This window comes from Leisingera sp. UBA4491 (genome assembly GCF_002388965.1).
Taxonomy (GTDB): Bacteria; Pseudomonadota; Alphaproteobacteria; order Rhodobacterales; family Rhodobacteraceae; genus Leisingera; species Leisingera aquaemixtae.
This window is the reverse complement of the sequence record NZ_DGNN01000029.1, coordinates 156,482-173,689: the sequence shown is the minus strand read 5'-3', so window position 1 is coordinate 173,689 and position 17,208 is coordinate 156,482. Positions and strand designations below refer to the sequence as shown.

General features: G+C 67.6%; 15 protein-coding genes. 6 read left to right on the top strand and 9 right to left on the bottom strand.

What is annotated here, in order from left to right; translation table 11 throughout:
• The first annotated feature begins 44 nt into the window (after nt 1-44).
• The 3 genes from zapE (at nt 45) to B2P87_RS18500 (ending at nt 2,050) form a co-directional block, all read left to right on the top strand.
• A complete protein-coding gene (zapE, locus tag B2P87_RS18510) occupies nt 45-1,115 on the top strand; it encodes a cell division protein ZapE (RefSeq protein ID WP_141891877.1) in 1,071 nt (356 codons plus the stop codon).
• 78 nt (nt 1,116-1,193) lie between these two features.
• Nucleotides 1,194-1,586 carry a hypothetical protein gene (locus tag B2P87_RS18505; protein WP_058285403.1) on the top strand — a complete coding sequence of 131 codons (393 nt, stop codon included), beginning with the start codon at nt 1,194-1,196 and terminating at the stop codon, nt 1,584-1,586.
• Nucleotides 1,587-1,597: 11 nt separating this feature from the next.
• Nucleotides 1,598-2,050 carry a hypothetical protein gene (locus tag B2P87_RS18500; protein WP_141891876.1) on the top strand — a complete coding sequence of 151 codons (453 nt, stop codon included), beginning with the start codon at nt 1,598-1,600 and terminating at the stop codon, nt 2,048-2,050.
• Nucleotides 2,051-2,052: 2 nt separating this feature from the next.
• Here B2P87_RS18500 and B2P87_RS18495 read toward each other — a convergent pair whose 3' ends face one another.
• From B2P87_RS18495 to B2P87_RS18485, 3 genes are all read right to left on the bottom strand, one after another.
• The gene (locus B2P87_RS18495) at nt 2,053-3,321 is read right to left on the bottom strand and encodes a bifunctional folylpolyglutamate synthase/dihydrofolate synthase (protein ID WP_141891875.1); all 1,269 of its coding nucleotides are present in this window, start codon (nt 3,319-3,321) and stop codon (nt 2,053-2,055) included.
• Between the two features lie 110 nt (nt 3,322-3,431).
• Nucleotides 3,432-4,382: an acetyl-CoA carboxylase, carboxyltransferase subunit beta gene (accD, locus tag B2P87_RS18490; RefSeq protein WP_058285400.1), complete on the bottom strand. Its 951-nt coding sequence runs from the start codon at nt 4,380-4,382 to the stop codon at nt 3,432-3,434.
• Nucleotides 4,383-4,445: 63 nt separating this feature from the next.
• On the bottom strand, nt 4,446-5,336 hold the full coding sequence (locus B2P87_RS18485) for a CPBP family intramembrane glutamic endopeptidase (RefSeq protein WP_141891874.1): 891 nt from the start codon (nt 5,334-5,336) through the stop codon (nt 4,446-4,448).
• A 227-nt stretch (nt 5,337-5,563) separates the two neighbouring features.
• Here B2P87_RS18485 and B2P87_RS18480 point away from each other — a divergent pair, with 227 nt between their 5' ends.
• The 3 genes from B2P87_RS18480 (at nt 5,564) to B2P87_RS18470 (ending at nt 7,589) form a co-directional block, all read left to right on the top strand.
• Nucleotides 5,564-6,316, top strand: coding sequence for a hypothetical protein (locus tag B2P87_RS18480; protein ID WP_244940756.1), 753 nt, complete (start codon nt 5,564-5,566; stop codon nt 6,314-6,316).
• Between the two features lie 92 nt (nt 6,317-6,408).
• The gene (locus tag B2P87_RS18475; protein ID WP_141891872.1) at nt 6,409-7,170 is read left to right on the top strand and encodes a DUF6478 family protein; all 762 of its coding nucleotides are present in this window, start codon (nt 6,409-6,411) and stop codon (nt 7,168-7,170) included.
• A 41-nt stretch (nt 7,171-7,211) separates the two neighbouring features.
• Complete coding sequence (locus B2P87_RS18470) at nt 7,212-7,589, top strand: hypothetical protein (RefSeq protein WP_141891871.1); 378 nt, start codon at nt 7,212-7,214, stop codon at nt 7,587-7,589.
• Between the two features lie 75 nt (nt 7,590-7,664).
• Here B2P87_RS18470 and B2P87_RS18465 read toward each other — a convergent pair whose 3' ends face one another.
• The 6 genes from B2P87_RS18465 to B2P87_RS18440 form a co-directional block, all read right to left on the bottom strand.
• The gene (locus tag B2P87_RS18465; protein WP_141891870.1) at nt 7,665-8,408 is read right to left on the bottom strand and encodes an isocitrate lyase/PEP mutase family protein; all 744 of its coding nucleotides are present in this window, start codon (nt 8,406-8,408) and stop codon (nt 7,665-7,667) included.
• The gene (locus B2P87_RS18460; RefSeq protein ID WP_141891869.1) at nt 8,405-9,469 is read right to left on the bottom strand and encodes a bifunctional transcriptional activator/DNA repair enzyme AdaA; all 1,065 of its coding nucleotides are present in this window, start codon (nt 9,467-9,469) and stop codon (nt 8,405-8,407) included. Before B2P87_RS18460 ends, B2P87_RS18465 begins: the two co-directional genes overlap by 4 nt.
• 529 nt (nt 9,470-9,998) lie before the next feature.
• Entirely contained in the window at nt 9,999-11,336 is a 1,338-nt protein-coding gene (locus B2P87_RS18455; RefSeq protein WP_058285505.1) for a S41 family peptidase, read from the bottom strand.
• 7 nt (nt 11,337-11,343) lie between these two features.
• A complete protein-coding gene (locus B2P87_RS18450) occupies nt 11,344-12,477 on the bottom strand; it encodes a murein hydrolase activator EnvC family protein (protein WP_058285393.1) in 1,134 nt (377 codons plus the stop codon).
• Nucleotides 12,474-13,991, bottom strand: coding sequence for a 2,3-bisphosphoglycerate-independent phosphoglycerate mutase (gene gpmI / locus B2P87_RS18445; RefSeq protein ID WP_141891868.1), 1,518 nt, complete (start codon nt 13,989-13,991; stop codon nt 12,474-12,476). Before gpmI ends, B2P87_RS18450 begins: the two co-directional genes overlap by 4 nt.
• Before the next feature lie 147 nt (nt 13,992-14,138).
• On the bottom strand, nt 14,139-17,066 hold the full coding sequence (locus tag B2P87_RS18440; protein ID WP_141892140.1) for an error-prone DNA polymerase: 2,928 nt from the start codon (nt 17,064-17,066) through the stop codon (nt 14,139-14,141).
• Nucleotides 17,067-17,208 lie beyond the last annotated feature (142 nt).

Below are 17,208 nucleotides of genomic sequence, written 5' to 3'. Positions count from 1 at the left end.
TGCCCCGCTTCCCATCCCCCGCGCCCCGCGCTATCCCTTCTCCCATGACCCATCTGACCACGCTGTACCGGCAGAAGATTGACGCAGGCGACCTGAAGCCGGACCCGGCGCAGGAAGCCGTGCTTCCCCATTTCGACCGCATTGCCGAAGGCCTCAGGGCGCCGCCGGTGAAACGCGGCTTTTTCCGCAAGGCGGAATATGAGCCGGTCAAGGGGCTCTACCTCTGGGGCGGTGTCGGCCGCGGCAAGTCGATGCTGATGGACCTGTTTGTCGACAGCCTCGACGGCATCCCCGCGCGCCGGGTGCATTTCCACGCCTTCATGCAGGAAATCCACGCCCAGATGCACGAAGCCCGCAAGAACGGGGTGGAGGACGCGCTGGCGCCGGTGGCCAAGGGCGTGGCGGAGTCGGTGCGGCTGCTGGCCTTTGACGAGATGCAGATCACCGACATCACCGACGCGATGATCGTCGGCCGCCTGTTCGAGGCGCTGTTTGCCGGCGGGGTCACCGTGATCACCACCTCCAACCGGGTGCCGGACGACCTTTATAAGAACGGCCTGAACCGGCAGCTGTTCCTGCCCTTCATCGGCCTGATCAAGGCGCAGATGGACGTGCATGAGATGGCCAGCGCCACCGATTACCGCCAGGACCGGCTGACCGGCGCGCAGGTCTATTTCTCGCCGGTGGACGCAGAGGCCCGCGCCCAGATCCGCGCGATCTGGGAGGATCTCTCGGGCGGCCCGGCGCAGCCGCTGACGCTGGAGGTGAAGGGCCGCGAAGTCACCCTGCCCGCCTTCCGCAACGGCGTGGCGCGGGCCACGTTCTATGACTTGTGCGGCAAGATGCTGGGGCCGGGCGACTACCTCGCCATCGCCGAGGAAGTGAAAGTGCTGGTGATGGAGGACATCCCCCGCCTCTCGCGCAACAACTTCAACGAGGCCAAGCGGTTCGTCACCCTGATCGACGCTTTGTATGAGGCCAAGGTGCGGCTAATCTGTTCGGCGGCGGCGCAGCCCGAGATGCTTTATGTTGAGGGCGAAGGCACCTTTGAATTCGAACGCACCGCCTCGCGCCTCAGGGAAATGCAGGACAAGGACTGGGGAAGCGGCGGGTAACTTCCGGCCGCCACGGCCGGGGAGATTGCAATCTTCGCGTGTCGCGCTTATCCTTGGCGGCCTGAACGGAGGTTGATCATGACCACCCAAACAAGCCCGCGCTGGACCGACGCACAGGCCGCCTGCGGGCGCGAGATGTACAGCTCCACCTGGCAGGACGTCCTGGCAACCCTTGGCGGTGCCGCTTCCGGCATCGTTGCCAGCCTCGTTTTTGTTGCCGCCTACAAACCTGCACCCGATCCTCTGGTCGCGGTGCCCGCCGTCCTGATCCTGGCCGCGGCGGTCAGCCTGATCGCCGCCGTGTCATCCAGATACCGCAAACGGCGCCAGGCCCTTGTTGCTCAGGAAACCTCCCGGCGCATTGCCAAGCTGATTGCAGAACAGGCGCCGGAGGCCAGCTCTCCTGAGGGTGCGGCCAAGGGCGCAGCAAAAGTCAAATCCAAACTCCGCAGCCTGCGCCAAGCCAGCTAGGCCGCGTTTCCGTGCGTCTGCCGCAGCCCGATGCCTTCAGCCCCGAGGACCTGGACGATGGCGTCGGCATGCTGTCGGCGGATCCCTCGCAGATTCTGGAATGGAGCGGCACTGACCGCCCGCGTGCCGAATGGGATTATGAGGAAGTGGAAGGGTGGCGGCAGTTCCTGGCTCAGGCCCGGGCGCGGGAAAACGAGAAGGCGCCGCCGCTCTCCGACTATGTAATCACTGGCATCGGCGTCACGGCAATAGTGATCGGCGTCGGACTGACGGCGCCCGTCACCGGTGTGCCTGCTCTGGTCGGCCTCTGGGTGGGCGGCGCCGGATCTCTGGCCACACTCGCGGGCGCGGTCAAACTTGTGCGCCACAACAACCGCTCAAACACCCGCTTGTGCATTATTGATCAGGCACAGCGCCTGCTGGAGGCGCGGCTGCTTTCGCACAACGCACCGCCCGAATCCTAGGATCAGCCGTTTTCGCGCAGGATGTGGCCGGCCAGATACAGCGAGCCGCAGATCAGCACCCGCGCCTGCGGGTCCCTGGCGATGATCGCCTGCAGCGCCGCCAGCGGGCTTTCCGAAGTGCCCGCCTCGATGCCCACCGATCTGGCCGCGGCCTCGGTCTCCCCGGCGCTCAGCGTGTTCACCTCATCGGGGATCGAGATCGCCGTCAGGCTTGCAACATGCGGGGCCAGCGGGGCCATGTAGCCGCGCACATCCTTGGTGTTCAGCATGCCGCAGATCAGATGCGTGGGGCGCTCCGGCAGCTTGGCCAGAACATCCGCCAGCGCCACGCCCGCCGCGGCGTTGTGGCCGCCGTCCAGCCACAGCTCCGCCTCCGGCGCGGCCTCAACCAGCGGGCCGGTCTTCAGTTTCTGCATCCGCGCGGGCCATTCGGCGTGCAGCATCGCCGCTTCGCAAGCCGCCTCATCGGCACCCAGATGGCGCAGCGCCGCCAGCGCCGCACCGGCGTTCTGGATCTGATGCGCGCCCAGCAGAACCGGCAGCGGCAAATCCAAGAGGCCGGTTTCGTCCTGAAACACCAGCCTCCCGCGCTCCTCCCAGACATGCCAGTGCTGGCCATAGGCGATCAGCGGCGCGCCGAGGCGTGCAGCAGTGGCCTCGATCACCTCCATCGCCTCGTCAGGCTGCGGGCCAACCACAACCGGCACGCCGCGCTTGATGATGCCCGCCTTTTCGCCTGCGATCTTCGCCAGCGTGTTGCCCAGGAACTGTTCATGGTCAATCGAAACCGGGGTGATCACGCTGAGCGCCGGGGTGATCACATTGGTCGCATCCAGCCGCCCGCCCAGGCCGACCTCCAGCAGCGTGTAATCCGCAGGCGTGCGGGAAAACGCCAGCAGCCCCGCCACCGTGGTGATCTCGAAATAGGTGATGTTTTCGCCGCCGTTCCTGGCATAGCACTCGTCCAGCACCTCGGTGAGATGCTCTTCCGAGATCAGCTCGCCCGCCAGCCGGATCCGCTCGTGAAAGCGCGCCAGATGCGGCGAGGTATAGGCATGAACGCGCTTGCCCATCCCCTCCAGCCCCGCCCGGATCATCGCCTGGGTCGAGCCTTTGCCGTTGGTGCCCGCCAGATGGATCACCGGCGGCAGCTTGTCCTGCGGGTTGTCCAGCGCTTCCAGCAGCCGCCAGACCCGGTCCAGCGTCAGGTCGATGATCTTGGGGTGCAGCGCCATCATGCGGGCGAGGATCGCGTCGGAGGTCTGGGTCATCAGCCTGGTCCTGTCAGATCGGAAAGTCTTGGGTGGCAAAAAACAGCGCCCGCCCTGAAAAGGACGGGCGCGGCCCGGCCAGGCGGCCAGGCGATTCACTATAGGCCGGGTTACTCGGCAGCTTCTTCACTGGGAGCGCCATCGGCCGGCGCATTTGCGGCCTTGGGCGCCTCTTCCTTCTCCGGCACCGGCAGATCGCCCACCACCTGCGGCGGCAGGCCCATCAGCATCCGGATGATGGTGATCAGCTCCTGGCGCATTTCGGTGCGCGGGGTCACCCGGTCCAGCATGCCGTGGTCCAGCAGGTACTCGGCCCGCTGGAAGCCGTCGGGCAGCTTCTCGCGGATGGTCTGCTCGATCACCCGGGGGCCCGCAAAGCAGATGAGCGCGTTCGGCTCGGCGATATGCACATCGCCCAGCATCGCATAAGACGCCGTCACCCCGCCGGTGGTTGGATGGGTCAGCACCACGATATAGGGCAGGCCCGCCTCTTTCAGCATTTCCACCGCAACGGTGGTGCGCGGCATCTGCATCAGCGACAGGATGCCTTCCTGCATCCGGGCGCCGCCGGCCGCAGAGAACAAGACCAGCGGGCGGCCCAGCTTCACGGCTTCCTCCGCCGCGGCGATGATGGCGTTGCCCACATACATGCCCATCGAGCCGCCCATGTAGGAGAAGTCCTGCGCGGCGGCGATGATCGGCGTGCGGCCGATCTCGCCCGCGGCGACCAGCATCGCTTCCTTCTCGCCGGTCTTCTTCTGCGCGGCCTTGATCCGCTCCGGGTATTTCTTCTGATCCTTGAACTTCAGCGGATCGGTCAGCGGCTCCGGCACCGCGACCTCGGTGAACACGCCGCCGTCAAACAGCGCGGTGAAACGGTCGCGCGGCGAGATATGCATGTGGTGGCCGCAGCTGGTGCAGACGTTCTGATTGTCGCTCAGCTCGCGGTGAAACAGCATGGTGCCGCATTCATCGCACTTCTGCCACAGGTTCTCGGGCACTTCGCGGCGCGAAAAGATCGAGTTGATCTTGGGCCGGACGTAGTTGGTGATCCAGTTCATATTGCTTGCCTCTCCGGGGGCGCGGTTTGCCCCCCAGATAAGGCGCATTTGCCGCAATTGCAATCAGCGGCGTATGGCAAGCCGTGCTGTCAGCCAGCTGACCAGCATCAGCGCAAAGTCGACGGCCATCCACGGGCGCAGGTTGCCGGTGTCGCCCATATCGAAGGGGATCAGGTACAACGCCAGCCCGTTCAGGCTGGTCGGCGAGGCAAACAGCAGGAGTGCTGCGGCGTTGTTGAAGAAATGCACCGCCATCGCCGGGCCCAGGGTGCCGGCCCGCGCCGTCAGGTCCGCCATCAGCAGCCCGAACAGCCCGGCCCAGGCGGTGATCAGCAGCGCATTCTCCCCGGCGTCGGCGGGCAGGTAGTGGCCCAGCGCAAACAGCGCCGAGGGCACCACCAGCCAGACCACGGGGCTGCGGAACCGCGCCGCCAGCGCCTGCTGGATATAGCCGCGGAACAGGATTTCCTCAGACCCGGTCTGCACCAGGACCGCGGCGGCGGACAGCGGCAGGATGCCCAGCCAGGTCCAGAACGGCAGGTTCGGGGTCATCGGCGGGCCCATGCCATAGGGCGGCAGGGTCATCAGCAGCAGGCCGAGGCCCAGCAGGTACAGGCTGACGCGGCCGAACTGCCGCACCAGCGGCCGCAGATGCCCGGTCACGGTGGCAAAGCTGCGCTGATGGAACAGCCGCGCCGCCATCGCCACCCCCAGCGACAGGAAGGCAAAGCTGCCCAAAAGCACCAGCATCGCGCCCGGATTGCTGCCATCGGCCAGCCCTTGCAGCCAGGCGCCGGGGAACAGCCCCGCCACCGTCACCTGCAGCGCTGCCGTCATCGCAAAACTGACCGCCGCCACCAGCACCAGCCCCAGCATCAGCCGCCACAGCTGCGGCTGCACCCGGGCAAACCGCACCAAGGCCTCATGCGCTCTGTAGCTGTGACTGTGCAGCATGGTTCCTCCGGACCGGGTGGCGGCAAGGTGCGCCAACGTTATGCATTGCTGCAACGCCAAGGCAAGGCACCGGTGCCCGGGACCGGTTCGCTCTTGCCCGTCTGCGCGCCCGCCCGCTATGAATTTGGGAAAAAACAAGACCGGCAGGGGCAGAAGTGAGCAGAACAACCAGCGGAAAACCCGCGCCTTTTCCGCCAGACGGCGGAAAGGCGCCGATCTTTGGGCAAATGGCCAAGGCCGTTGCCGCGGCGCTGACCGGTGCGCTGCTGACCGCCTGCAGCCCTGCGCCGCAGGAGCTGTCCTTTGCCGCCCGCAGCGCAGACCCCGTTGCCCGGAAGGACGGCCAGGTGATGCCCTTTGCCAACGGCGAGGTAATGCTGGCCGCGCCGGCAGGCTACTGTTTCGACCGCCGCAGCAGCCTGCCGCAGGCCGGCGGCGGCTTTGCCCTGATCGCCCATTGCAGCCGCCTGGAAGGGCGCGGCTGGTTCGGCGCCCGCAAGGCGGCGGTGCTGACCGCCTCCATCGGCCCCGCCAGGCAGAACGCCCTGGCGCCGCGGGCCAGCGACATCGCCGCCATGTTCCCCGGCGCCCGGCTGCTGGAAAGCCGCGAGGACCAGCTGCTGCCGCTGGTGCGGCTGGAATTCCCTCAGGCCGTGGCAAAGGGCGCCAGCCCGGTGCACTGGCGCGGCGCCTTTGTGCTGGACCGCCACCTGATCGCGCTGGCGCTTTACGCGCCCGATGGCAGCAGCGCCCTCGGTAGCCATGGCGCCGCCCTGCTGAACGAGGCGGCCCACCGCACGCTGGAGGCCTCCACCTTGCCGGCCCTGGAACAGGCGCAGGCCGCGCAGGCCCCGGCAGCAGCCGCACCCGCAGCGCTGCGGCCCCGGTTCCGACCCGCAGGCCCTGATACGGGGGCCAAAGCGGCCGCCCCCCGCAAAAAACGCGGGCTCAGCCAGCGGATTGCCGGTTTATTTCAATAGCGCGGCCCGGTTACACTGCCGCCAGCCCCCGCGGCCAGCCGCGCCGGGGCCGGACAGGCCAGCAAGACCTCGAACAGGCAAGAGAGAGCACGATGGGCAGGATTTTGGACCGGCTGATGCATCTGCGCAGCCTGCGCCGCTGGCGCGCAGCGGCTGAGGACTCGGCGCGCGCACCGCTGGCGGAGCTGCGCCGCCAGCGCAACCAGGCCCGCCAGCTGCGCACCCATCTGGACCGGCTCATTCACACCGCCGACGGCCGCCTGGCGCTGCCGCAGATCGGCTCTTCCTTCTTTCCGCGCCCGCATGGCACCGACTGGTCCTGGCGCCCGGAGCTGTGGCGCGGCCCCCTGCCCGAACGCGGTCTGGCCTCGGCCCCGCCCAAGGCGCGGCTGGGCGATGAGGTGCAGCTGTTCCACGACTGCGCCTTCTCCGAACTGACCCTGCGCCAGCTCCGCAACACCCGCGAGGAGGATCTCGCCCCCTTCGGGCTGCGCATGGACGTGTTCAAATTCGACGGCTCCTTCCTGTCGCTGGTCATTGACCTGCCGCCCGAAGCCGCCACCGGCATGACCCGCCAGCACCTCCTGCGGGTGGACAGCATCATCGAGTCTGAAAAGCCGATCGAGATCTTCGCCCGGCTCAACATCCAGCACGGCCCCAACACCGAACAGATCGTGCGCGAGCTGCCGATGGAGGAAAAGAACATCGTGGTGGAATTCGACCTGGCCTATTCCCGCCTGAACGAAAAGCGGATCGAAAAGATCTGGTTCGACCTGATCTTCGAGGCGCCCGACATGAACCAGGTGATCCTGCGCGACCTGACCTTCTCGCGCCACCGCCGCGCGGCGATCTGAGCCGCCCTGCCCCATGTGTGACTGGACATGAGTGACCTGACATGAGCGATCTGACACTGACCAAAATCCGCTTCCGCAACGGCGTCTGGGAAGGCCGGATCGGCAACGCCCCCGCCAGCGGCGCCAGGCCGGACATTACTGTGATGTTCCAGGATCAGCCGGTCCAGGACGTCCGGCTCAGCGAGGGCGAGACCGGCGGCGAATGGACGCTGGCGGTGCCGGTCCCGGCTGAGGCCGTGGCCGACGGGGTGCAGACCTTCGTGGTCTTCGACGCCGCCAGCAGCACCCGGCTGGGCGATTTCACCCTGATCGGCGGCGAGGCGGTGGCCGACGACCTGCGCGCCGAGGTGGAGCTGCTGCGCGCCGAGCTGGACATGCTCAAGCGCGCCTTCCGCCGCCACTGCCTGGAAACGTCCTGAATTGATGTCCCGGCGCTGCCCGGCCTGCCGGCCGGGCGCAAGATCAGCAATTGATCGAACGCACAGCCAAGCCGCCTACTCCAGCGCCTGAAACTGCTCCGCCAGCACCTGCATCAGTTTCGCGTGCGGGATCGGCCCGTAGCTGCAGCGCGCGACGCCCGCCTGCCGCGCGGTCTCCAGCGTAATGCCGCGCATCATCGTGTTGACCGGCAGCGCACTCGCCTCGCAGACCCGGGCAATCAGGTCGGGATCGCTCAGCCCCGGCACGAAAAAGCCGTTGGCGCCCGCTTCGGCATAGGCCGCCCCGCGCTCCAGCGCCTCCGACAGCAGGGCGCCGTGCTTGGCGGCATCCTTTTCCTTCAGAAACAGATCGGTGCGCGCGTTGACGAACATATCCGCATGGGCCGCCCGCACCGCGGTCACCCGGCGGGCCTGCTCGATGATGCCGTACAGATCCGCAGTGCCGACCACCTGATCCTCGAAGTTCAGCCCCACCGCGCCGGTGTGCGCCAGCCGCGTCGCATTGACGGTCAGCTGCTCCGGTTCGCTGGCATAGCCGCCCTCGAAATCAATCGTCACCGGCAGATCCGTGGCCGCAACGATGCGCTCTGCATTGCCCAGCACGAACTCCAGCGGGATCTGCTCGCCATCGGGAAACCCCTGCGCCGCCGCCACCGGGAAACTGCCGGTCGCCAGCGCCTTGGCCCCGGCCCCGGCAACCGCCTTGGCGCTGCCGGTGTCCCAGATGTTGTAAAGCACCACCGGATTGCCCGGCTGGTGCAGCGCCGCAAAAGCTCCCGCGCGGTCGGAATATGTCATGCTGAAATCCTTTGTCTGTAGCCTGTCTCAATTTCTATCAGCCTTTGCTTGCGCCACAAGCCGCCGCCATAGCCGGTCAGCGCGCCATCCGCCGACAGCACCCGGTGGCAGGGCACCACCAGCGCCAGCTGGTTGGTGCCATTGGCCCGCGCCACCGCCCGCGCGGCCGAAGGCCGCCCCAGCTCCCGCGCGATCTGCGAATAGCTGCGGGTCTCCCCCGCCGGAATGGCCAGCAGACAGCGCCAGACCTCGCGTTCAAACGCGGTGCCATGCAGCGCCAGCGGGGTGCGGAAATCCGCGCCCGCGCCGGCAAAGTAGCCGCGCAGCTCCCCGGCAATCTGTTCGGTCGGCGCAGGGCGGCCAAAGCCCAAACCGCCGGGCTGCGCCTTTTGCAGTTTCGCCACCTCCCGCGGCAGCGCCTTGCGATCGGCAAACTCCAGCAGATGCAGCTGATGGGCGCAGCTGATCGCAATCATCGCGCCCAAAGGCGTGTCGATCCAGTCCGCCAGCAGCAGCGCATCCTTGCGGAAGGCGCCGGGCGCAATCCCCACCAGCCTGGCAAAGGCCGCGCGAAAGGCGCTGGCGCTTTCAAACCCCGCATCGATCTGCGCCGCAATCACCGGCTCGCCCGCCTTCAGCGCGGTAAAGCCCTCGCGCAGCCGCCGCTGCCGCGCCATCTCCAGGAAAGTCATGCCGAAATGCCGCTTGAAGGCGCGCCGCACGGTCGAGGCATCCAGCCCCAGCCGGGCAAGGTCGCCTTCGCCCCAGCGGTAGGCCGGCCGTTCCTCCAGCCGCGCCAGCAGGTCCTGCACCATCGGATCATCGCCGGCGGCAGCGGCCAAGGGCTTGCAGCGCTTGCAGGCGCGGAACCCCGCCTCGATACAGTCGCCGGGGGTGGCATGGAACCGGCAGTTCTCGAACTTCGGCTTGCGCGCCGGGCAGGTCAGCCGGCAGAAGATGCCGGTGGAGGTCACGCCGACATAGGCGCGCCCCTCATAGGCGGCGTCACGGTCCAGCAAAGCTTGATACAGGGTCTTGGAATCAGGCAGGTCAAACATCATGGCCGGAGCATAGACCAGCCCGCCCGGTCAGTACGCCGGATATCGGGCGTTTATTTTCGCGATGACGCAAGGGCGCGGGCGAAGCTGCCTGAAAAGAAAACGCGGACCTCTTGGTTTCGGTTTCCCGTTTTCCACAGAGGGCTGCGCACCTTCATCCGGGCAAGGTGTTGCGTCCCCGCCGCACGCCCCCTTCACCTGATCCTCACCCCGCTATGCCATCCTGCCAGGCGATCGAGATCACCCGCCATGGCCCCGCGCAAGGGCCATGATACGAGGCGCAGGCATCTGTGCGGCTGCCTGCGCAACACCCGGAGACCGGCCCTGATAAAAAGGGGGTCGTCCAAGCGAGCTTGTCCGAGCAGGCCCCCCGCAGGGTCTGTCCACCTCCACCCGGCGGCGCCGCCCCCTTTCATCGGGACACAGCGCTTAAACGGCACAGCAACCACCCCCGCCAGACCCGGCGGCCATGCAGACAGAAAAAAGGCCGCCCAACCGGACGGCCCCTTTGTGCTGCGGTGTTGCGGCGGGTTTACTTCGGCCCCAGCGCGACCATCCCCTTCAGAATGTCGATGGCATAGGCCAGCTGGTAATCCTCCTCGCGCAGCTCGGCGGCTTTCTCGGCCTTCTCGCGCTCTTCCTCGATCTGGCGGATCTCATCCTCGCTCAGGGAGTCATTGCTCAGACGGCCGCGCAGGTCGGCTTCCGAACGGGAGCGGCGGGCGGCAGCAGCGTCCTCCTCCTCCTCCGTCGCGGCCACCCGGCGGGGCTGCTCCACCACGATATCGGGCGACACGCCCAGCGCCTGGATCGACCGGCCCGACGGCGTGTAATAGCGCGCGGTGGTCAGGCGCATGGCGCCGTCGCCCTTCAGCGGCATCACCGTCTGCACCGATCCTTTGCCAAACGACTTGGTGCCCACGACAATCGCCCGGCGGTGGTCCTGCAGCGCACCCGCCACGATTTCCGACGCCGAGGCCGAGCCGCCGTTGATCAGCACCACGATCGGCTTGCCGTCGGCCAGATCGCCCGGGGTGGCATTGAACCGCTCGCCATCCTCCGGGTCGCGGCCGCGGGTGGAGACGATCTCACCCGACTCCAGGAAGCTGTCGGCCACCTGGATCGCCTGGTTCAGCAGGCCGCCCGGGTTGTTGCGCAGGTCCAGAACGATGCCGTTCACCTGATCCAGGCCGCCAGCTTCCTCGATCTGCTCCTTCAGGCCCGCTTCCAGGTTCGGCGTGGTCTGATCGTTAAAGGTGGTGATCCGCATCACCACGGTATCGCCTTCGATACGGCTGCGCACCGCGGTCAGCGTGATGGTGTCGCGGATGATCGAGACGTCGAACGGCTCATCCTCGCCCTCGCGCACCACGGTGATCACGATCTCCGAGCCGACCGGCCCGCGCATCATGGTAACCGCCTCGTCCAGCGACAGGCCCAGCACGCTTTCGCCGTCCACATGGGTGATGAAATCGCCGGCTTCCATGCCGGCCTCATCCGCCGGGGTGCCGTCGATGGGGGAGACGACTTTGACAAAACCCTCTTCCTGGGTGACCTCGATCCCGAGACCGCCGAATTCGCCGCGGGTCTGCACCCGCATGCTGGCCGCGTCATCCGGCGACAGGTAGCTGGAATGCGGATCCAGCGAGGTCAGCATTCCGCCGATCGCCGCCTCGATCAGCTCCTTCTCGTCGACTTCCTCGACGTATTGCGCGCGGATGCGCTCGAAGATGTCGCCGAACAGGTCCAGCTGCTCATAGACATTGGCCTCGCGCGTGCCTTCCTGCGCCAGCAAGGGGCCTGCAACATATGTCGTGGCGACAATCCCTGCCAGCGTGCCGCCCAGGGCGGCCATCGCAAATTTTTTCATCAAGCCTTCATCCACCTTTTCCAGTGCGGAACCATGTTTCCGGATCCACCGGGCTGTTGTCCATTCTCACTTCTATATAGAGCGTTTCTGTCCGGTCAGTTCCACCCCCTTCACCGCTTGTTGACAGAATTGCGTCCGGCCCGGGGTTTTCGCCGCTCATCAGGCCGACGGGGGTGCCCTCGGGGATCACCTGCCCCGCCTCGCCGAACACCTCGGCCAGCCCGGACAGCACAAACAGGGTCTCCGGCTGCGGCTCCAGAATCACCACGTTGCCCAGATCCAGAAGCGGCCCGCGGTACCGGATGGTGGCGGCGGCGGGCGCGGTCACCAGCGCCCGCGGGCGGGCGGCGATCAGCAGGCCCGGGCGGGCAATCCCCGCCGCATCGCGCTCGCCGTAGCCGCGCAGCACCAGCCCTTCGACCGGCAGCGGCAGGGTGCCGCGCAGATCGCTGATATCGGCGCTGGATTCGGCGATTTCGCCATCCGCGATTTCGGCCAGCCCGTCGGCAAACCCCGACAGCGTCTCGGTCGAGGAGATCAGGATCGCGGTGCGCACCGGATCGGCGGTGAAGCGCTTGGGCAGCGTGGTGCGGTCGGCAATCGCGGTCGACAGCTGCACCCGCGCGGACTGCACGCCCGCCAGCCCCTCCTCCAGCGTCCTGGCGGCGTTCTGCTGCAGCAGCCGCAAGCTCTGCACCTCGTCCAGATCCGTCTTCAGCGACTGCGCCTTGGCGTGCAGCGCCGGCGTCACCTCGGCCAGCATCATGGCGGAGCGCGCCGCGCCCAAAGGCCCGGAGGGATGCACCATCAGGACCGGCGGCGGCGAGGTCTCAATCGTCTGGATGATCCCCAACAGCCCCGAGACCTCCTCCTGCCGCGCCGCCAGCTGGGCGCTCAGCTGCGCCTCGCGCCGCGCCACCCGGCGCAAGCCGTCGCGCATCGCCGCCAGCCCGGCCTCATAGGCCTGCACGGCCGAGGTCAGCGCCTTCACCCGGTCGCGGGAACTGGCGGCTTCCTGCAATTGCACCGAGGCAGCCTCCAGCTCTGCCGCCGCCTCGCGCGCCGCGGACGCCGGGTTGGCAGCCGCCGGCAGGGGCGCCGCCAGCAGCCCCAGCAGCAACAGGCCCGCCCGCCGGATCATGACAGCAGGCTCTCCCCGGTCATTTCGGCCGGCTTCTCCAGCCCCATAAGCTCCAGCAGGGTCGGCGCCAGATCGGCCAGCCGCCCGTCGCGCAGCCGCGCGCCCTCCGGCCCGCCGACCAGCACCGCCGGCACCAGGTTCAGCGTATGGGCGGTATGGGCGCCGCCGGTCACCGGGTCCACCATCACCTCGCAATTGCCGTGGTCGGCGGTGACGATCATCGCGCCGCCCGCCTTCTCCAGCGCCTGAACCACCTGGGCCAGCCCCTGGTCCACCGCCTCGCAGGCACGGATCGCCGCCTTCAGATCACCGGTGTGGCCGACCATGTCGGGATTGGCATAGTTGGTGACAATCAGGTCATAGCCCGCCTCGATCGCCTCGACGAATTTCGCCGTCACTTCCGGCGCGCTCATCTCCGGCTGCAAATCATAGGTCGCCACATTCGGCGACTTCGGCATAAAGCGGTCCTCGCCCACCTCCGGCTCTTCCTTGCCGCCGTTCAGGAAGAAGGTGACATGCGGGTATTTTTCGGTCTCGGCCAGGCGGAACTGGCGCTTGCCCTGTTTGGCCACCCATTCGCCCAGCGTGTTGACGATGGCCGCCTTGGGATAGCAGGTGGTCATGTAATCATTATGAGCATCGGAATATTCCACCATGCCCATCAGCGCCGCCAGCTTGGGCCGCGCGCCGGGATCGAACTCCGCAAAGCCCGGCTCGCCGATGGCGCGCAGGATCTCCCGCGCCCGGTCGGCGCGGAAGTTCAGGCAGAAAAACCCGTCGCCGTCCTTCACCCCCGAATAGCCCTGCAGCACGGTGGCCGCGATGAATTCATCGGTCTCGGATTGGTTATAGGCATGGTCCACCGCGCCATGGGCGTTCAGCCCCGGGCGCCCCTTGGCATGGATCATCGCGTCATAGGCTTCGCTCACGCGGCCCCAGCGGTTGTCGCGGTCCATCGCAAAATAACGCCCGGTGACGGTGGCGATCCGCGCGCCTTCGGGCAGCTTTTCTTCCAGTTCGCGGAAATAGCCGAACGCCGATTTCGGCGCCACGTCGCGGCCGTCGGTGATGGCATGCAGCCAGACCGGCACGCCGGCACTGGTGATCGCCTTCACCGCCGCCAGGATGTGGCTGATATGCCCGTGCACGCCGCCGTCCGAGACCAGCCCCATCAGATGCGCCGCACCGCCGGTCTCCTTCAGCTTGGCGGTAAACGCCTGCAGCGCCTCGTTTTCAAAGAAGCTGCCATCCTCGATCGCCAGGTCGATCTGGCCCAGGTCCATCGCCACCACCCGGCCCGCGCCGATGTTGGTGTGGCCGACCTCGGAGTTGCCCATCTGCCCGGTCGGCAAGCCCACATCCGGCCCGTGGGTGATCAGCTTTGCGCTCGGCCCCTTGGCCATGATGGCGTCAAACGCGGGGGTGTCCGCCAGATAAGGCGCGTTGGCCTTGCCCGGCTCCGCACTGCCCCAGCCATCGAGAATGCACAGGACAACGGGTTTGGGTGCGGTCATGGGTCAGACTCCGGGGCAAGGAAAGGTTCGCAAGCCTTCTAACGCCTCGCCGCGCCGGGGTGAACCGCCATTCCTGCCGCAGTTGGCGTTATCAGCCGCAAGATCAGGCGCAAACCCGCCCTGCGCCTTTCATCTTTCCCCAAATACTCAAATCCCCGGTCCGCCCTCCGCCCCGCCGCCGGTGTCCTGCGGCGTCAGCAGATGCCGGATCAGCGCCACCGGATGCGCCCGCAGGCTCAGCCGCATGGCGACGTAATCCTCCACCACCTCCTCGCCCAGCCCCATCTGCGGCAGGCTGGCCTCCGGCTCATGAATCGCCTCGCCGTCCAGTTCGCGGGCAAACAGCGGCAGCGGCTTGCGGGCCGAGACCGCCTTGGCCGCCCATAAGGCTTCCCGCCGGTTCATCCCCAGCGCGGCAAAGGCATCCGCCTCCGCCAGCCGCTCGATCACCGGCGGCGCCAGCCCCGCCTTGCGCCAGACGTCCTCCACCTCCGTGTAGCCGTTGCCGCGCGCCGCGGTCAGCCAGGCGGCGTCCTCATCCCGCAGGCCCTTCACCTGCCGGAACCCCAGCCGCAGCGCCAGCCCGCCGTGGCCGTCAGGCTCCATCACGTTGTCCCAGTAGGAATTGTTGATACAGACCGGGCGCACCTCCACCCCGTGCGCGCGGGCATCGCGCACGATCTGGGCGGGCGCGTAAAACCCCATCGGCTGGGCGTTCAAGAGCGCGCAGGCAAAGATCCCCGGATGGTGGCATTTGATCCAGGCCGAGGCATAGACCAGGAGCGCGAAACTCGCCGCATGGCTTTCCGGGAAGCCGTAGGAGCCGAACCCCTCGATCTGCGAAAAGCAGCGCTCGGAGAACGCCGCATCATAGCCGTTCTGCGCCATGCCGCGCAGGAACAGGCTGCGGAACTCGCTGACGTTGCCGTGTTTCTTGAAGGTCGCGAGCGAGCGGCGCAGCCGGTCGGCCTGTTCCGGCGTGAAACCGGCGCCGACGATGGCGATCTGCATCGCCTGCTCCTGAAACAGCGGCACGCCCAGGGTCTTGCCCAAGACCTCGCCCAGCGCGTCGGACGGGAAATGCACCGGCTCCTCGCCGTTCCTGCGGCGGATATAGGGGTGCACCATGTCGCCCTGGATCGGGCCGGGGCGGACGATGGCGACCTCGATCACCAGGTCATAGAAACAGCGCGGCCGCATCCTGGGCAGAAAGTTCATCTGCGCCCGGCTTTCGACCTGGAACACCCCGATGCTGTCGGCCCGGCACAGCATGTTATAGACCGCTGGGTCCTCCGGCGGCAGGGTGGCGAGGCTGTAGTCCAGCTGGTGGTGCTGGCGCATCAGATCAAACGCCTTGCGGATGCAGGTGAGCATACCCAGCGACAGCACATCGACCTTGAGGATGCCCAGCGTGTCGATGTCATCCTTGTCCCAGCAGATCACCGTGCGGCCCTCCATGGTGGCGTTCTCAATGGGGACCAGCTCGTCCAGACGGCCTTGGGTGATGATGAAGCCGCCCACGTGCTGGCTCAGGTGGCGCGGGAAGCCGATGATCTCCTCCACCAGCTGCATCGTCAGCTGCAGGCGGCGGCTGTTCGGGTCCAGCCCGATCTCGCGCATCCGCTCGGCCTCCACGCCCTTGGTGCTGAAAAAACCCCAGAGCTGCGAGGAAAGCGCCGAGATGGTGTCTTCGGTCAGGCCCATGGCGCGGCCCACCTCGCGGATGGCGCGCTTGCCGCGGTAGTGGATCACCGTGGCGCACAGCCCTGCGCGCTCCCGCCCATAACGCTCATAGATCCACTGGATCACCTCCTCGCGCCGCTCATGCTCGAAGTCGACGTCGATGTCGGGCGGCTCGTCGCGGGCCTCGCTGACGAAGCGTTCGAACACCATGGTGCCCAGTTCCGGGCTGACCGAGGTGACGCCCAGGCAGTAGCAGACCACCGAGTTCGCCGCCGAGCCGCGGCCCTGGCAGAGGATGCCGCGGGAGCGGGCAAAGGCGACGATGTCGCGCACGGTGAGGAAATAGGGGTCGTATTTCAGCTTGGCGATCAGGGCCAGCTCATGCTCCAGCAGGCCGCGCACCTTGTCCGGCGCGCCGCCCGGGTAGCGCCATTGCAGGCCCTCTTCGGCCAGCCGCCGCAGCCGCTGCGGCGGGGTTTCGCTGCCGCGCCCCTCGTCCGGGTAGTCATAGCGCAGCTCATCCAGCGAGAAGGTGAGCCGGTCCGCCAGCCGGGCGGCATTGTCCACCGCCGCCTCATAGCCCCGGAACAGGCGGCGCATTTCACCTTCGGACCGCAACCGCTGCTCGCCATTGGCCATGGCGGCACGGCCCAGCTCCTCCACCTTGCAGCGCAGGCGGATGGCACTCAGCACGTCGCCCAGGCGGCGGCGGCGGCCGTGGTGCATCCTGGGCGCGGCACTGGCGAGAAGCGGCAGATCGAGGCGGCTGGCGAGATCTGCGAGCTGCGCAAACCGCGCCCGGTCGCCGCCGTCATAGGCGGGCGTCATCAGCAGGTGCATCCGCCCGCCAAAGCGGCGCGTCAGCGCGTCCGTATGCGGCCCCCATCCGCCCGCGCCGCCCCGCAGGTGTTGCGCCTGCGGCAGCAGGAGCAGGTGCAGGCCGTCCGCAAATTTCAGAAGGTCGGCAAGGTGCAGGGTGCAGCTGCCCTTCTCGGCCCTCAGCCGCCCGGTGGAGACCAGCCGCGTCAGGCTGCCCCAGCCGGTGCGGGTCTGCGGCAGCGCGATCACCTCCGGCGCGTCGGTGAAGACCAGCCGCGCCGCCGGGATCAGCCGCACGGTGTCATAAACCGGGAAAGACGGGGGCTGCGGGATGCCCGCGGGGCGCGGCGGGCCGATCGGGGTGTTGCGGCGGTCCCAGGCCTGCCGCTCGCGCACCCGGCGGGCGATGCTGCGGCACTCCGCATGGGCGCGCACGATGCCCGCCACCGAGTTTTCGTCGGCAATGGCGAGGGCCGCGATGCCCAGCTCCAGCGCGCGGGCCGCATACTCCTCGGGGTGGGAGGCCCCGGTGAGGAAGGTGAAGTTGGACAGGCAGGCGAATTCGGCAAACATGGGCCGCATGATATTCCCGTTTTGTTCTTATGTGGAGTCGCACCGGACGCACCTGCCGCGACGTGCCCCGCGCCGCGCGCCAGCGCGGCGCCCGGCCCAACCGCCGCAGGGCATTTCCAATGCCCGCCCGGCGGGCGGGAGC

What these genes read in the sequence shown, in the direction of transcription:
- B2P87_RS18495 (WP_141891875.1), bottom strand. Translation starts at nt 3,321, where the DNA reads ATGACCCAGACCTCCGACGCGATCCTCGCCCGCATGATGGCGCTGCAC.
- B2P87_RS18505 (WP_058285403.1), top strand. Translation starts at nt 1,194, where the DNA reads ATGACCACCCAAACAAGCCCGCGCTGGACCGACGCACAGGCCGCCTGC.
- B2P87_RS18440 (WP_141892140.1), bottom strand. Translation starts at nt 17,066, where the DNA reads ATGTTTGCCGAATTCGCCTGCCTGTCCAACTTCACCTTCCTCACCGGG.
- B2P87_RS18470 (WP_141891871.1), top strand. Translation starts at nt 7,212, where the DNA reads ATGAGCGATCTGACACTGACCAAAATCCGCTTCCGCAACGGCGTCTGG.
- zapE (WP_141891877.1), top strand. Translation starts at nt 45, where the DNA reads ATGACCCATCTGACCACGCTGTACCGGCAGAAGATTGACGCAGGCGAC.
- B2P87_RS18475 (WP_141891872.1), top strand. Translation starts at nt 6,409, where the DNA reads ATGGGCAGGATTTTGGACCGGCTGATGCATCTGCGCAGCCTGCGCCGC.
- gpmI (WP_141891868.1), bottom strand. Translation starts at nt 13,991, where the DNA reads ATGACCGCACCCAAACCCGTTGTCCTGTGCATTCTCGATGGCTGGGGC.
- accD (WP_058285400.1), bottom strand. Translation starts at nt 4,382, where the DNA reads ATGAACTGGATCACCAACTACGTCCGGCCCAAGATCAACTCGATCTTT.
- B2P87_RS18455 (WP_058285505.1), bottom strand. Translation starts at nt 11,336, where the DNA reads ATGAAAAAATTTGCGATGGCCGCCCTGGGCGGCACGCTGGCAGGGATT.
- B2P87_RS18460 (WP_141891869.1), bottom strand. Translation starts at nt 9,469, where the DNA reads ATGATGTTTGACCTGCCTGATTCCAAGACCCTGTATCAAGCTTTGCTG.
- B2P87_RS18450 (WP_058285393.1), bottom strand. Translation starts at nt 12,477, where the DNA reads ATGATCCGGCGGGCGGGCCTGTTGCTGCTGGGGCTGCTGGCGGCGCCC.
- B2P87_RS18465 (WP_141891870.1), bottom strand. Translation starts at nt 8,408, where the DNA reads ATGACATATTCCGACCGCGCGGGAGCTTTTGCGGCGCTGCACCAGCCG.
- B2P87_RS18480 (WP_244940756.1), top strand. Translation starts at nt 5,564, where the DNA reads ATGGCCAAGGCCGTTGCCGCGGCGCTGACCGGTGCGCTGCTGACCGCC.
- B2P87_RS18485 (WP_141891874.1), bottom strand. Translation starts at nt 5,336, where the DNA reads ATGCTGCACAGTCACAGCTACAGAGCGCATGAGGCCTTGGTGCGGTTT.